This window comes from Pelomonas sp. V22, assembly GCF_030014915.1.
Taxonomy (GTDB): Bacteria; Pseudomonadota; Gammaproteobacteria; order Burkholderiales; family Burkholderiaceae_C; genus JAUASW01.
Genome location: NZ_JAGIXS010000003.1, coordinates 172,197 through 185,947 on the forward strand (window position 1 = coordinate 172,197; position 13,751 = coordinate 185,947).

A 13,751-nucleotide genomic window follows, 5' to 3' on the forward strand; every position below is an offset into this window, starting at 1 on the left:
GGCTGGATGGGTGGCTCCGCCGCAGCGCGGGCGCCGGGATTCCCCGGGGGCAGGGCGGCGGCGCTCAAGGATAATGCGCGCCTTTCCCGCAGTCCGCCGCCGGCCCGGCTTCTCTAGGCCTTCAGACATGAACATCACGCTGATCAGCTTCGTCGTGCTCTATCTGCTGGGCACCCTGGCCCTCGGGGTCTGGGCGGGGACCCGCATCAAGAACACCAGCGACTTCGCCATCGCCGGCCGCAGCCTGCCGCTGGCCATGGTGATCACCACCACCTTCGCCACCTGGTTCGGCGCCGAGACGGTGATGGGCATCCCGGCCAAGTTCGTGCAGGGCGGGCTCAACGCCATCGTCGAAGACCCGCTGGGCGCCGGCACCTGCCTGATCCTGGTCGGCGCCTTCTTCGCCACCAAGCTGTACCGCCAGAACCTGCTGACCATCGGCGACTTCTACCGCCAGCGCTATGGCAAGGGCATCGAGGTGTTCTGCTCGGCGGCCATCATCCTCAGCTACCTGGGCTGGGTGGCAGCGCAGATCACGGCCCTCGGTCTCGTGTTCTCGGTGCTGACCCAAGGCGCCATGTCCGAGGAAATGGGCATGGTCATCGGCACGCTGGCCGTGCTGATCTACGTGGTCGTCGGTGGCTTTCTGGCCGTGGCCTGGACCGACTTCATCCAGATGATCGTGCTGGTGATCGGCCTCTCGGTCATCGCCATCTTCTCGGCCGACCTGGCGGGTGGCGCCGGCAACGTGATGGCCATGGTCCAGAGCAAGGACCTGTTCAGGTTCCTGCCCGAACCCAAGTTCACCGACATGGCCATGTTCATTGGTGCGGCCGTGACCATGATGCTGGGCTCCATCCCGCAGCAGGACGTGTTCCAGCGCGTGATGTCGGCCAAGGACGAGAAGACCGCCCGCAACGGCGCGATGATCGGCGGCCTCAGCTACATCCTGTTTGCCGCCGTGCCGATGTTCATCGTGGCCAGCGCCGTGGTCGTGATGGGCCAGCAGGCGCTGGACATCGCCAAGGACGACTACCAGAAGCTGCTGCCCACCTTCGTGCTCACGAAGATGCCGCTGGTGATGCAGATCCTGTTCTTCGGCGCGCTGCTGTCGGCCATCAAGAGCACCTCCTCGGCCACGCTCTTGGCGCCCTCGACCAGCTTTGTCGAGAACATCCTGAAGAACCTGCGCCCGGGCATGAAGGACAGGCAGCAGTTGCTCGCCATGCGCGTGACCATCGTGATCTTTGCCTGCCTGGTGCTGGGTTATGCGATCAAGATGCGCGGCACCTCGATCTACGACCTGGTGTCCTCGGCCTACCAGATCACCCTGGTCGGCGCCTTCGTGCCCCTGGTGTTCGGCCTGTACTGGAAGCGGGCGACGACGCAGGGCGCGATCTTCTCGCTTGGCGCTGGCATCGGCGTCTGGGGCCTCTTCATGGTCAATGCCGAAACCTGGGGCGCGGCCTTTCCGGGCCAGTTGGCCGGCCTGCTGGCGGCTGTCGTGGCCCTGGTGCTGGGTTCGCTGATGCCGCAGTGGCTGAAGAACCGCCATGAGCACAAGGCGCACGTCGCTGGCCTTCCCGACGAGCCCACCAAGTAAGCCCAGCGGGGGCGGCTGCGGGCCGCGCCCCTATAATTTCGGGTTTCCCATCAGGCCTTGAGAGCAAGACCATGCCCATCTACGCATACCGCTGCAGCGCCTGCGGCCACGCCAAGGACGTGCTGCAGAAGCTGTCCGACGCGCCGCTGAGTACCTGCCCGGCTTGCGGAGCCGAGAGCTTCAGCAAGCAGGTGACCGCCGCTGGCTTCCAGCTCAAGGGCTCGGGCTGGTACGCCACCGACTTCAAGGGCGGCGCTGCCGCTGCTGCTACCACTGCCGCCGCCCCGGCTGCTGCCGCTGCTTCCAGCGAAGCTGCGGCGCCGGCACCTGCCGCGCCGTCCACCCCCTGCGGCGGCTCCTGCGCCTGCCACTAGCCAACAGCCACCAGGCCAACCCGGGACCCCCGTGCGCAAATACCTGATCACCGGCCTGCTGGCCTGGCTGCCCCTGGCGATCACCGTCTGGGTGCTGCTCTGGGCGCTGAGCATCGTCAATGGCGTGTTCGCCTGGATGCTCAAGGCCTCCAAGGCCGTGCTGCCGGCGGGTTTCGCGCCGCATGTGGACCAGCTTGGCACCATCCCCGGTGTCGGCCCGCTGATCCTGGTGCTCCTGATGACGCTGACCGGCGTGCTGGTGGCCAACATCTTTGGCCAGTGGCTGCTCGGCCAGTGGGACCGCCTGCTGTCCAACATTCCCATCGTCAAGTCCATCTACAGCTCGGTGAAACAGGTGTCCGACACCCTGTTCTCGAGCAGCGGCAATGCCTTCCGTGAGGCCGTGCTGGTGCCTTATCCGCACCAGGATTCCTGGACCATCGGCTTCGTCACCGGCGCGCCCTCCAAGGCGGCGGCCGAGCATTTCGAGGACGAGCATGTCAGTGTCTACGTGCCGACCACGCCCAACCCCACCTCGGGCTTCTTCCTGATGATGCGCAAGAGCGCGACTCGGCCTCTGGCGATGACCGTGGACGAGGCGCTCAAGCACATCATCTCGATGGGCGTGGTGGCGCCAGCCAGCGAGACTGTGGAGCCGCCTGTGCCGCCATTGCCCAATTGCGAGCCCAATCCCAAGGGTTGAGCGCCCCGGCCCGCACTCAACCCTGAAGGCTTTAGAAGCAGCCTGCCAGCGCCTCTCAAACACGATCCCACACGAATTTCCGGACCCCGCCACGAACGCGCGGTCCCTAGCCAATCTGGAGTGAACCAATCATGCGCACCTGCTATGCCGGCCAAGTCAGCGAGAAGCTGCTCGACCAAACCGTGACCCTGATGGGCTGGGCCCATCGCCGCCGCGACCATGGCGGCGTGATCTTCATCGACCTGCGCGACCGCGAAGGCATCGTGCAGATCGTCTGCGACCCGGACCGTGCCGACATGTTCCAGATCGCCTCCGACGTGCGCAACGAGTTCTGCCTGAAGATTGTCGGCAAGGTGCGCGCCCGCCCGAGCGGCACCGAGAACGCCAACCTGGTCAGCGGCAAGGTCGAAGTGCTCTGCCACGAGCTGGAAGTGCTGAACCCGTCCGTCACGCCCCCGTTCCAGCTGGACGACGAGAACCTGTCGGAGACGACGCGCCTCACGCACCGCGTGCTGGACCTGCGCCGCCCCTACATGCAGAACAACATGATGCTGCGCTACCGCGTGGCCATGGAAGTGCGCAAGTTCCTGGACGAGCAGGGCTTCGTCGACATCGAAACCCCGATGCTGACCAAGAGCACGCCGGAAGGCGCGCGCGACTACCTGGTGCCGTCGCGCGTTCACGACGGCATGTTCTTCGCGCTGCCGCAGTCGCCCCAGCTGTTCAAGCAGCTGCTGATGGTGGCCGGCTTCGATCGCTACTACCAGATCACCAAGTGCTTCCGCGACGAAGACCTGCGCGCTGACCGCCAGCCCGAGTTCACCCAGATCGATATCGAGACCTCCTTCCTGACCGAAGAGGAAATCCGCTCGATGTTCGAAGGCATGATCCGCCACGTCTTCCAGAAGGCGCTGAACGTGGACCTGGGCGAGTACCCGGTGATGAAGTACTCGGAAGCCATGCACCGCTTCGGCTCCGACAAGCCGGACCTGCGCGTCAAGCTCGAGTTCACCGAGCTGACCGACGTGATGGCCGACGTGGACTTCAAGGTCTTCTCGACGCCGGCCACCACGCCTGGCGGCCGCGTGGTCGCGCTGCGCGTGCCTGGTGGCGCCGGCATGAGCCGTGGCGAGATCGATGCCTACACCGAGTTCGTCAAGATCTACGGCGCCAAGGGCCTGGCCTGGATCAAGGTCAATGAGCTGGCCAAGGGCCGCGAGGGTCTGCAGTCGCCCATCGTCAAGAACATCCATGACGCCGCACTGAACGAAATCCTGAAGCGCACTGGCGCTCAAGACGGCGACCTGCTGTTCTTCGGCGCCGACAAGGCCAAGGTCGTCAACGACGCCATCGGCGGCCTGCGCCTGAAGGTGGGCCACAGCGAGTTCGGCAAGGCCAATGGCCTGTTCAACGACGTCTGGGCACCGCTGTGGGTGGTGGACTTCCCGATGTTCGAGCATGACGAGGAGAACAACCGCTGGGCGGCCGTTCACCACCCGTTCACGGCACCGAAGGACGGCCACGAAGACCTGATGACCAGCGACCCGGGCAAGTGCATTGCCAAGGCCTACGACATGGTGCTGAACGGCTGGGAACTGGGCGGCGGCTCGGTGCGTATCCACCGCGCCGACGTGCAGGCCAAGGTCTTCGAGGCGCTCAACATCAGCCCCGAAGAGCAGCGCATCAAGTTCGGCTTCCTGCTGGACGCGCTGCAGTACGGCGCGCCTCCGCACGGCGGCCTCGCCTTCGGCCTGGACCGCATCGTCACGATGATGACCAAGGCCGAGTCCATCCGCGACGTGATCGCCTTCCCCAAGACCCAGCGTGCCCAGTGCCTGCTGACCGGCGCCCCGAGCAACGTGGACGAGAAGCAGCTGCGCGAGCTGCACATCCGCCTGCGCAACTCGGCGGCTGCTGCGCAGTAAGCCAGGCAGCGAACCCGTCAGAAGGGCGCCCTCGTGGCGCCCTTTTTCATGGACCGTTCATGGCGAGTGCCAGCCCTTCGCTATGCTTGCGGCCATTCATCCCATTCAGCAGGACCGAGGGCACGATGAGCAGCAGCAAGACCACGAAGCGCAACCAGGCGGACCAGGTCCGCTGGGAGCGCGTGCTGATGCGTCGCCCGGGTTGGGCGCTGCCGCGCCTGCGCGGCCTGATCCATGCGGCCGACCCGCTCGTCGGCCGGGCCGCCGTCCAGGGCGCCTTCTTCGTGCTGGAGCGCTGGGGTCGCGCCGCCGAGCTGCAGGGTGAGCTGCAGCAAGCCCTCAGCGATGCCAAGAGCCAGCGCGCGCTGGCCGAGGCGGCCGAGCTCAGCGAGGCCCTGGGCCGCCTGCATTACCAGCGTGGCGACTATGTGCAGGCCTGCCAGGCCTGGGCCCAGACGCTGGACTGGGCGGCCGACGACAGCCGTGCCGCCTGCCTGGCCCGCATCGGCCTGACCCATCTCTGCTATGCCCAGGGCGATTGGGCACGTGGCGGGCGCGTGCTGGACCAGGCCGAAGCCCATTACCGCCGCTTTGCTGCCGACCCCTATCTGCATGCCAAGTTCGCGCTGAACCGCGCGGTATCGCTGCGTGCCACGCAGGGCCCGCAGGCCGCGCTGCCGGCGCTGGATGAGGCGCTGGCAGCGGCCCGCGCCGTGGGCCACCGCGACTACGAGGCCGAGGCCACGCTGCACCGGGGCCGCTGCGCCCGCGACAGTGGCGATACCGCCGAGGCCCTGCAGCTCGCGCGCCAGGCGCAAGCCCTGGCCCAGCGCTGCGGCTACCGCTGGTTGCAGGCCCATGCCCTGCTGCTGCAGGCCGAGTTGCAGGAGGGCGACGCGGCCCTGGCCGCCGCCGGCGCGGCGCTGAGCCTGGCCGAGGCCCTGCAGTCCCGCTCGCTGCAGGCCGGCGCCCATGGCCGTCTGGCCGAGCTGATGCAGGCCCAGGGTGAGTTCGGCCCCAGCTGGTACCACGCCCAGCAGCGCCAGCAGCTGGAGGCCGTGCTGGGCCATCCGGAGCTGCCGGCGATGCTGGAGGCTTTGATCCGCTTCGACGGCGAGCTGCCCGAGGCGGCCGCGCCGGGCAGCGAGCTGGCCGGCCTGCTGCGCCGCGCACTCGGGGAGCTTTCGGGCCTTGCGCAGCATGTGCGCGGCCTGCCGGCGGGCGAGGTCAACCCGGCCACGCAGGCCGAGCTCCTGCGCACCGCCACGCGGGTCCAGCATCTGCTGCAGCAGGGCCTGCACCAGATGGCGTCTTAGCCGTCCTTCTGTCCGCGCTTGCCGCTATGCTTTGCCCATGAGCGTGGCCGAGCTGACCCCCTACAAGATCCCCGAGTCGGTGCTGGTGGTGATACACACACCGGACCTTCAGGTGCTGATGCTGGAGCGTGCCGACCGCCCCGGCTACTGGCAATGCGTGACCGGCTCGCTCGATGCGCCGGACGAGCCGCTCCCGAGCACGGCCCGCCGCGAGGTCTTCGAGGAGACCGGCATCGAGCACGGCGAGCTGCGCGACTGGCAGCTCTCCAATGTCTATGAGATCTACCCGGTCTGGCGCCACCGCTATGCGCCGGGCGTGACCCACAACACCGAGCATGTGTTCGGCCTCACCGTGCCCGAGGTGCAAGCCGTGAAACTGGCACCGCGCGAGCACCTGCAGTACCGCTGGCTGCCCTGGCGCGAGGCGGCCGACCTGTGCTTCTCGCCCTCGAACGCCGAGGCCATCCTGCAGCTGCCGCGCTTCACGGCCCCAGGAGGCTGAGCACCATGGTGCGGCCGCATTTCCGCCCCTCGCAGCTGGCCGCGCCGACCAGCATCCTGAGCCCGCACCTGCGCGTGGCCACCTACAACATCCACAAGGGCGTGCGCGGCTTCGGCCGGGCCAAGCGGCTGGAGATCCACAACCTGGGCCTCGGCGTCGAGGCGCTGGACGCCGACCTCGTGTTCCTGCAGGAGGTGCGCCACTTCCACCATGCCGAGGCCAAGCAGTTCCAGCGCACCTGGTTCGGCTGGCCCGAGCAGGGGCAGGCCGAGTTCCTGGCGCCCGAGGGCTACGAGGTGGCCTACCGCACCAATGCCGTCACCAAGCATGGCGAGCATGGCAATGCCCTGCTGTCGCGCTGGCCGATTGGTGAGGTCGGGCATCACGACGTGTCGGACCATCGCTTCGAGCAACGCGGCCTGCTGCATGTGCCCTTGATCTGGAACGGCTTCGAGATCCATGCCATCGTGGCCCACCTGGGCCTGATCCACAGCAGCCGCATGCGCCAGGTCGAGCGCCTGGCCGAGTACATCGCCGCTGCCGTGCCTCCCCATGCGCCGCTGCTGGTGGCCGGTGACTTCAACGACTGGGGCGAGAAGCTCGATGCGCCCATGCATCGCGCCGGCCTGCACCGCGCCCAGCCGCCCAATGGTCGGCGCCCGCCCGCGACCTTCCCCTCGCTGGTGCCGGTGTTCTCGCTGGACCGCATCTACATGCGCGGCATGCACTGCGTGGGCATGCAGGTGCCGCGCGGCGGCGCCTGGGTGCGCATGTCCGACCACCTGCCGCTGGTGGCGGAACTGGAGCTTGGCGAGCCGTGACGGACTGGCTGGGCCGCACGCCCGACCCCGAGCCGCTGATACACCGGCATGCCGGCAGCCTGCCCGAGTTCCTGGGCGGCAATGAGGTCCGCCTGCTGCGTGGCGGCGACCAGCTGTTCCCGGCCCAGGCCGAGGCCATCGCGGCGGCGCGTCACGAGGTCTGGCTGGCCACCTACATCTTTCATCACGATGCGGCCGGCGCTCTGCTGGCCGAGCAGTTGCGTGCGGCGGCGGCGCGCGGCGTGCGGGTGAGGGTGGTGGTGGACGGCTTCGGTTCCAAGGCCAGCCTCGATTGGCTGCGCGAGCAGTTCGCCGGCACCGAGGTGGCGCTCGCGGTGTTCCGCCCCATCGATCGCTGGTGGCGCTGGCTGCAGCCCGGTCAGCTGCGCCGCCTGCACCAGAAGCTCTGCGTGGTTGATGGCCAGGAGGCCTTCGTCGGCGGCATCAACATCATCGACGACCGGGTCGACCTCAACCACGGCGCAACCGACACGCCGCGCCTCGATTTCGCTGTGGCCCTGCGCGGCCCGGTGGTGGCGCCGGTGGAGCAATCGGCGCGCGCCGTCTGGACGCGCGCCTGGCTGGGGCGCGACTTCGGCGAAGAGCTGCTGGCCCTGGTGCGCAGCCCCGAGCCGGTGTCGCGCCTGCGTGGCCTCTTGCGCCGCCTGCGCTTGCCGCGCGGCAAACGCCGCGACCAGCAGTGGCAAGACCTGGCCCCGGTCTGTGCCGCCTTCGTGCTGCGCGACAACCTGCGCCAGCGCCGCATGATCGAGCGGGCCTACATCGATGCCATCCGCGCGGCGCGTGAGCGCGTCGACCTGATCACCCCGTACTTCTATCCCGGCCACGCCTTCCGCCGTGCGCTGCGCGATGCCGCGCGGCGCGGCGTGCGCGTGCGCCTGCTGCTGCAGGGCAAGGTGGACTACCGCATCGCCGCCATGGCCGCGCATGCGCTCTATGCCGAACTGCTCGGGCATGGCGTGCAGGTCTACGAGTACCTGCCGGCCTATCTGCATGCCAAGGTCTGCGTGGTCGACGAGGCCTGGGCCACGGTGGGCAGCTCCAACATCGATCCGCTCTCGCTGCTCTTGAACCTCGAGGCCAATGCCATCGTGCGCGATGCCGGCTTTGCCCATGCGCTGGCCGATGAATTCGAGGCGGCCCTGGCGGTCTCGCAGCGTGCCGGTGCCGACGATGAGGCCGGCCTGCGAGGCATGCTGCGCCGGGCCCTGGTGGCCTGGCTGGCCTATGTCTACCTGCGGGTGGCGGGGGCGACCGGGCGCTATTGAGCGGGCCGTTGAGCCGGTTGCCGAGTTGGCTGTGACGCCGACCGGCCGTACAGGAATCGCAGCATCGCCTCCACCCGCGAAGCCCAGGCGGCTTCGTCATGCCCGGCCTCGGGCTGCTCCAGATAGCCGAGGGTCTTGTCGGCCTGCCAGCCGCGCGCCAGCAGGGCATCGCGCAGTTGGCGGGCCACGGGCAGGGCGCCGGGGCCTTCCTGGCCGCCCATGTCCAGCCACACGCGGGGTCGCTCCGCGCCTACGAAGGCCGTGGTCTTGACGTCGCGCAGCAGGAACAGGTCGTCCCACCAGACCGAGGGCGAAACGACCAGGCTGGCGCCGAAGGTGTCGGCATGGTGCAGGGCCAGCCACATCGAGATCAGCCCGCCCAGCGAAGATCCACCCACGGCCGTGCTGGCGGCGTCGGTGCGCGTGCGGTAGCGCTGGTCTATCCAGGGCTTCAGCTCCTCGACCAGGTAGCGGGCATAGCGCGGGCCGCCGCCGCCCTGGCTCTCGTCGCGCAGATGGCCGCTGCGCGCGGCCGGGATCAGCATTTCGGTGGGCGTGTAGTCCAGGAAGCGGTCACGGCCGCTGGAGATGGCGACGATGATCACCGGTTCGACCGCGCCCTCCAGCACCAGGCGCTGGGCGGTCTCGTCGACCTGCCATTCGGCACCGGCGGCCTCGGCATCGAAGACGTTCTGGCCGTCATGCAGATAGAGCACCGGGTAGCGGCGCTGCGGCTCTTTCTCGTAGCCGGGCGGCAGCCAGACCTGCAGGCCGCGCGGGCTCACGTGCTGCGACTCCAGCGAGGGCAGGCGCTCGATGCTGCCGGTGCGCTGGGGCAGCAGCGGGGCGGCCGGCGTATTGAAGGCGCGCATCACCGATTGCTGCTCGCTGGGGAACGTCAGCGCGTGGTTGCGGCCCTGCTCCCAGCCCTCGTCGGGGCCGGCGCCGGGGCGGTCGATCTTGAACTTGTATTGCAGCGGCTGGCCGCCGAAGGGCACGCGCTCGAAAGCGACGCTGACGCGGTAGACGCCCGGCGTGGCCACGCTGGCGGGCAGGGTGCGGCCCCAGGACAGCGGCGCCACGCTGCCGCGCACGCCGACCTGGTCGCGCGTCGCGTCAAAGCGGCCGGCCGCCGCTTCAGCGCGCAGGTCGATCTCGAAGTCGACGCGGTGGATCACCTCGGCCAGGCCGGGCAGGCTCAGCAGCAGGAGGGCGAGGCAGAAGAGGTGGCGCAGCGATGTCTTCATCGCGTGGACTGTGCCACCGCCACCCTGTGGCGGGCAAGCGGCCGGCCAACAGTGCGCTAGGGACGCGCCTTCAGCAAGGTCTCGGTGTCGAAGCGGTACTGCTTGAGCCTCGGGTTGAGGGCCTTGCTGTAGGGCCTGAAGTCCAGCGCCGGCATTTCGCCGCCAAAGCGCGCGAGCATGCGCTGCGCCGCCGCTTTGTCGAACAGCATGAACATGGGCCGCTCCAGCATCAGGCCCTCGTCGGCAAAGTCGCGGCCATGCTCGTAGTCGTAGAGCATCACCAGCGCCCAGGCGCCGGCCAGGAAATGGCCGCCGGCCAGGGCCTTGAGGCGGCCGTCTAGCACCGCCTGCATCGCCGCCTTCGATGTGTTGATGCTGGCGATGTGCCAGTCGCGCGCCGGGCTCTGGCCGGCAGCCTCAATGGCCTCCATCGCGCCGAGGGCCATCAGGTCGCTGCCGGTCCAGAGCAGCCGGGCCTGCGGATGGCGGGTCAGCATGCCGGCCATGGTTTCAGCGGCCAGGTCCCGGCGCCAGTCGGCAAAGGCCTGCTGCACCAGCTCCACCTCGGGCTGCTCGGCCAGCGCTCGGCGCAGGCCTTCGTTGCGCTGGATGGAGACGGGCGTCGAACGGTCGCCGCCTATGGCCAGCATCTGCAGCCTGCCCTTGCCCTGACGCGTGGCCAGCGCCTGCTGGATCAGGGCCCGGGCCGTGAGGTAGCCGGCATCCTGGGCATGAGGCTCCAGGCTGCCCAGCAGCAGCGGCAGGCCCTTGCGCGGCGCCCAGCGCTCGCGCTCCTGCGGGAGCAGGCCGCTGAAGGCCGCAAAGGTCTTGATGCCCACGGCGCCGAGCACGCGGGCATTCTCGACCAGGGTGCCTTTCTCGTTGACCAGGACCACATAGTCGGGCCGCTGCGCGCGTGCCGCAATCTCGCGGCCGAGCTGCAGGGCGCGCGCCGGGTCGCGCTCGGCATACAGCACCTCCAGTTGCAGATCGAGGCTGCGCGCTGCTGCCTGCATGGCCTGGCTGGCGCCCAGCCAGTAGGGCTCGTCGGCCTTGCCCGGGTTGATGAAGGCGACGGTGGTCGATGCCAGGGCCAGGCCTGTCTGCAAGAGCAGCAGCCCGGCCAACAGCCAGGTTCTTGGGATCATGGAAGGGTTCGCAGTGCGGCATCCAGCTTTTGCAACAGGGCGGGTGCGACCTGGCGGCTGCAGGCCAGGTGGCGGCTGCGGCCGGCGGGCATGCCTTCGAAGTTCACCAGCTCGAGGGCTCCACGAGGCAGCGAGCCCTGGTCAACCACATGGGCCAGCTCCTCGCGCGAGGCGATCATGTAGTCGGCGCGGCCCAGCATCAGCATGCGGAACAGCTGCAGCTGGCTGGCCGTCACCCGCATGGGCGGGCGGGGCATGGCGGCGATCTGGCCATCCAGCCGCGTGCCGTAGGACACGCCGCCCACCACCAGCAGCTGCAGCGAGGTGTCGAGCAGCAGCGATTGCAGGCTGGCGTGGGCGCGCAGCTTCGCGGCCACGGCCGGCACGGCGAGCATGGCGGGAGCGGCATCGATGCTGAGTGGCTCCGAGAAACGCGCGAAGGCTTCGCGTTCCGGCGTCTTGAACACGCCGAGCACGCACAGCGGCTGCTGGTTCAGTTCGATCTCATGCAGGCTGCGCTTCAGCGGCGCTTCCTGCAGCTCGATGGCCACACCGGCCGCGCTGGCGAGCTGCTGCACACGCTTGACCAGCTGGCCCGCCGGCTTGTTGCCCGGCTCGGTGTAGCTGCGCGGCGGCAGCACGCTGTAGTGCACGCGCAGCACGGGGCCGGGTTGGGCAAGAGCGCTGACACAGCACAGAAACAGCAAGGCGGCGAGGGCGCGGGCGGGCATCGGCAGAAAGGGACTACGGCGGACGGAAATCGGGGCCCATTGTGCGCCCTGCCGGACCTGCGACCGCAGCGGCCTTTGACAAGGCTGGCATGCGAGTTGCCTGCTGCCACTTGCCCCGTCATGCACAAGGCCGCACAGGCCAGGGAGAGCACGATGAAGAAATGGATTGCACACCTGCAAATCTGGCAAAAACTGGCCTTGATCGGCCTGCTGGCCCTCTTGATGGCCCTGCCGCCGGCCGTGGTGCTGCTGCGGGCCAGCTGGAGCAGCCTGCACCGAGCCGAGGTCCAGGCCGCTGCGCTGCCGCCAATGACCGAACTGCTGCATCTCCTGCAGCAGGTGCAGCGGCACCGCGCGCAGGCCAATCTGCAACTGGGCGGCGATGCCGCGGCCGCTGCGGAGCGCGCCAGCGTGGCCGACCGGGTGGAGCAGGCCTGGGCCAAGCTGCAGGCCAGCGCGGCCGGGCAGGCCGAGGCCCTCGCTGTGATCGCTCGGCTGCGCGAGCAGTGGAGCGCTCTGCAGCGTGACGTGGCCGGTGCGGCCCTGCAGCCGCCGCAGAGCTTTGCCCGCCACACGGCCCTGGTCGAGGATCTGCTGCAATTGCAGGAGCTTCTGATCGACGGCAGCGGCCTGCAGCGCGATGCCGAGGCGGCGGGCTATCACGTGGTGGCGGCCGCCGCCGTGCCGCTGCCGCGACTGGCCGAGATGCTGGGCCGCCTGCGCGGCCGCGGCACCTTGCTGCTCAAGCAGGGCAGCCTGAAGCCCGAGGACCGTGCCATGCTTGCCGGCGCGGCCGAGCAGGCCCAGGCCGCCAGCGGGCAGGCGAGCCGCCAGCTGCAGCGAGCGGCAGCCATCGATCCGGCGCTGCGCCCGCTCGCGGGCAGCGAGGCGCTCGCCCAGGCCGCGGCGGCCATCGCCCTGGTGAAGGAGCAGCTGATTGCGGCTGAGACGCCCACGCTGGCGGCGGCCGCCTTCTACAAACAGACCACGACCGCCATCGATGCCCAGTTCCAGCTGGTCTTCGAGGCCCTGGGCGAGGTCGATGCGCGGCTGCAGCAGCGCGTGACCAGCGAGCGTCGACAGATTGGCGCGCTGGCCACCCTGCTGCTCGGCGCAGTGGCCCTGGGCCTGTGGCTGATGCTTCTGATCAGCCGCAGCCTGGGCGAGAGCGTGGGCGTGGCCCTGCGGGCGGCCGAGGCCTTGGCGCGCGGCGAGTTGGGGCGGGGCGTGCAGGTGCAGTCGCGCGACGAGATCGGCCGCATGGCCGGCGCCCTCGGCAGCGCGATGAGCCAGCTGGCCGGTCAGGTGCGCGAGGTGCAGCACAGCAGCGAAGCGGTGGCCAACGCCTCCAGCGAGATTGCCCAGGGCAATGCCGACCTGTCGGCGCGCATCGAGCAGCAGGCTGCCAATCTGGAAGAAACGGCCGCCTCGATGGAACAGATGGCGGCCGCCATCGCCGCCAATGCCCAGCATGCCGACCAGGCCAATGCCCTGGCCCGCGCCGCCAGCGAAGCGGCGGCGGCCGGCGGCCAGGTCGTGGGCCAGGTGGTGGTCACCATGGCCGGCATCAGCCAGCGCTCGCTGAAGATCGCCGACATCATCGGCGTGATCGACGGCATCGCCTTCCAGACCAACATCCTGGCTCTGAACGCAGCGGTGGAAGCGGCCCGTGCCGGCGAGCAGGGCCGGGGCTTTGCGGTGGTGGCCGGCGAGGTGCGCTCGCTGGCGCAGCGCAGCGCCATCGCGGCCAAGGAGATCTCCGCCCTGATACGCGACAACGGCGACAGCGTGGCTGAGGGCAGCGAGCTGGTGGGCCGGGCCGGTGCCGGCATGGGTGAGCTGGTGCAGCAGGTGCAGCGCCTCGGCGAGCTGATCCAGGAGATCAACCGCGCGAGTGGCGAGCAGCACCGGGGCATGGAGCAGATCAACAGCGCCGTGGGCCAGCTCGACGAGATGACCCAGCAGAACGCCGCCCTGGTCGAAGAGACCCAGGCCGCCACCGCCAGCCTGGACCAGCAGGCGCAAGCACTGCGTCAGGTCGTGGCGGGCTTCAAGTTGGAGCGAGGCTGAGCGTTACTGGTGCGTTTTTGTT

The 13,751-nt window shown here is 69.2% G+C and carries 12 protein-coding genes; 9 read left to right on the forward strand and 3 right to left on the reverse strand.

The window, feature by feature from the left end; translation table 11 throughout:
* The first annotated feature begins 127 nt into the window (after nt 1–127).
* The 8 genes from J7U46_RS13130 to clsB all read left to right on the forward strand — a co-directional run bounded on the left by J7U46_RS13130 (nt 128) and on the right by clsB (nt 8,533).
* On the forward strand, nt 128–1,603 hold the full coding sequence (locus J7U46_RS13130) for a sodium:solute symporter family protein (RefSeq protein WP_282826496.1): 1,476 nt from the start codon (nt 128–130) through the stop codon (nt 1,601–1,603).
* Nucleotides 1,604–1,674: 71 nt separating this feature from the next.
* A complete protein-coding gene (locus J7U46_RS13135; RefSeq protein WP_282826497.1) occupies nt 1,675–1,977 on the forward strand; it encodes an FmdB family zinc ribbon protein in 303 nt (100 codons plus the stop codon).
* Between the two features lie 31 nt (nt 1,978–2,008).
* Nucleotides 2,009–2,680, forward strand: coding sequence for a DUF502 domain-containing protein (locus tag J7U46_RS13140; RefSeq protein WP_282826498.1), 672 nt, complete (start codon nt 2,009–2,011; stop codon nt 2,678–2,680).
* 131 nt (nt 2,681–2,811) lie between these two features.
* Nucleotides 2,812–4,605, forward strand: coding sequence for an aspartate--tRNA ligase (gene aspS / locus J7U46_RS13145; RefSeq protein WP_282826499.1), 1,794 nt, complete (start codon nt 2,812–2,814; stop codon nt 4,603–4,605).
* Nucleotides 4,606–4,730: 125 nt separating this feature from the next.
* The gene (locus J7U46_RS13150; RefSeq protein ID WP_282826500.1) at nt 4,731–5,921 is read left to right on the forward strand and encodes a hypothetical protein; all 1,191 of its coding nucleotides are present in this window, start codon (nt 4,731–4,733) and stop codon (nt 5,919–5,921) included.
* Between the two features lie 37 nt (nt 5,922–5,958).
* The gene (gene nudB, locus J7U46_RS13155) at nt 5,959–6,423 is read left to right on the forward strand and encodes a dihydroneopterin triphosphate diphosphatase (protein ID WP_282826502.1); all 465 of its coding nucleotides are present in this window, start codon (nt 5,959–5,961) and stop codon (nt 6,421–6,423) included.
* 5 nt (nt 6,424–6,428) lie between these two features.
* Nucleotides 6,429–7,244: an endonuclease/exonuclease/phosphatase family protein gene (locus tag J7U46_RS13160; RefSeq protein ID WP_282826504.1), complete on the forward strand. Its 816-nt coding sequence runs from the start codon at nt 6,429–6,431 to the stop codon at nt 7,242–7,244.
* On the forward strand, nt 7,241–8,533 hold the full coding sequence (gene clsB / locus J7U46_RS13165) for a cardiolipin synthase ClsB (protein ID WP_349239493.1): 1,293 nt from the start codon (nt 7,241–7,243) through the stop codon (nt 8,531–8,533). Before J7U46_RS13160 ends, clsB begins: the two co-directional genes overlap by 4 nt.
* Here clsB and J7U46_RS13170 read toward each other — a convergent pair.
* Genes J7U46_RS13170 through J7U46_RS13180 form a run of 3 tightly spaced genes read right to left on the reverse strand, consistent with a single transcriptional unit; the run spans nt 8,527 to nt 11,659 of the window.
* On the reverse strand, nt 8,527–9,780 hold the full coding sequence (locus J7U46_RS13170) for an alpha/beta hydrolase-fold protein (RefSeq protein ID WP_282826506.1): 1,254 nt from the start codon (nt 9,778–9,780) through the stop codon (nt 8,527–8,529). The two genes, clsB and J7U46_RS13170, sit on opposite strands and share 7 nt — an antisense overlap.
* A 56-nt stretch (nt 9,781–9,836) precedes the next feature.
* Nucleotides 9,837–10,928, reverse strand: a complete 1,092-nt coding sequence (locus tag J7U46_RS13175; RefSeq protein ID WP_282826508.1) for an ABC transporter substrate-binding protein — start codon at nt 10,926–10,928, stop codon at nt 9,837–9,839.
* Nucleotides 10,925–11,659: a transporter substrate-binding domain-containing protein gene (locus J7U46_RS13180; RefSeq protein ID WP_282826510.1), complete on the reverse strand. Its 735-nt coding sequence runs from the start codon at nt 11,657–11,659 to the stop codon at nt 10,925–10,927. The genes J7U46_RS13175 and J7U46_RS13180 overlap by 4 nt, the downstream gene beginning before the upstream one ends.
* Nucleotides 11,660–11,812: 153 nt before the next feature.
* On the opposite strand from J7U46_RS13180, the gene J7U46_RS13185 reads away from it, so the two are divergent.
* Nucleotides 11,813–13,729 carry a methyl-accepting chemotaxis protein gene (locus tag J7U46_RS13185; RefSeq protein WP_282826512.1) on the forward strand — a complete coding sequence of 639 codons (1,917 nt, stop codon included), beginning with the start codon at nt 11,813–11,815 and terminating at the stop codon, nt 13,727–13,729.
* Nucleotides 13,730–13,751 lie beyond the last annotated feature (22 nt).

Bases quoted from the DNA above. Each gene is read 5' to 3' on its own strand.
- J7U46_RS13185 (WP_282826512.1), top strand. From the start codon at position 11,813: ATGAAGAAATGGATTGCACACCTGCAAATCTGGCAAAAACTGGCCTTG.
- J7U46_RS13150 (WP_282826500.1), top strand. From the start codon at position 4,731: ATGAGCAGCAGCAAGACCACGAAGCGCAACCAGGCGGACCAGGTCCGC.
- aspS (WP_282826499.1), top strand. From the start codon at position 2,812: ATGCGCACCTGCTATGCCGGCCAAGTCAGCGAGAAGCTGCTCGACCAA.
- J7U46_RS13130 (WP_282826496.1), top strand. From the start codon at position 128: ATGAACATCACGCTGATCAGCTTCGTCGTGCTCTATCTGCTGGGCACC.
- J7U46_RS13135 (WP_282826497.1), top strand. From the start codon at position 1,675: ATGCCCATCTACGCATACCGCTGCAGCGCCTGCGGCCACGCCAAGGAC.
- J7U46_RS13170 (WP_282826506.1), bottom strand. From the start codon at position 9,780: ATGAAGACATCGCTGCGCCACCTCTTCTGCCTCGCCCTCCTGCTGCTG.
- J7U46_RS13180 (WP_282826510.1), bottom strand. From the start codon at position 11,659: ATGCCCGCCCGCGCCCTCGCCGCCTTGCTGTTTCTGTGCTGTGTCAGC.
- J7U46_RS13160 (WP_282826504.1), top strand. From the start codon at position 6,429: ATGGTGCGGCCGCATTTCCGCCCCTCGCAGCTGGCCGCGCCGACCAGC.
- nudB (WP_282826502.1), top strand. From the start codon at position 5,959: ATGAGCGTGGCCGAGCTGACCCCCTACAAGATCCCCGAGTCGGTGCTG.
- J7U46_RS13175 (WP_282826508.1), bottom strand. From the start codon at position 10,928: ATGATCCCAAGAACCTGGCTGTTGGCCGGGCTGCTGCTCTTGCAGACA.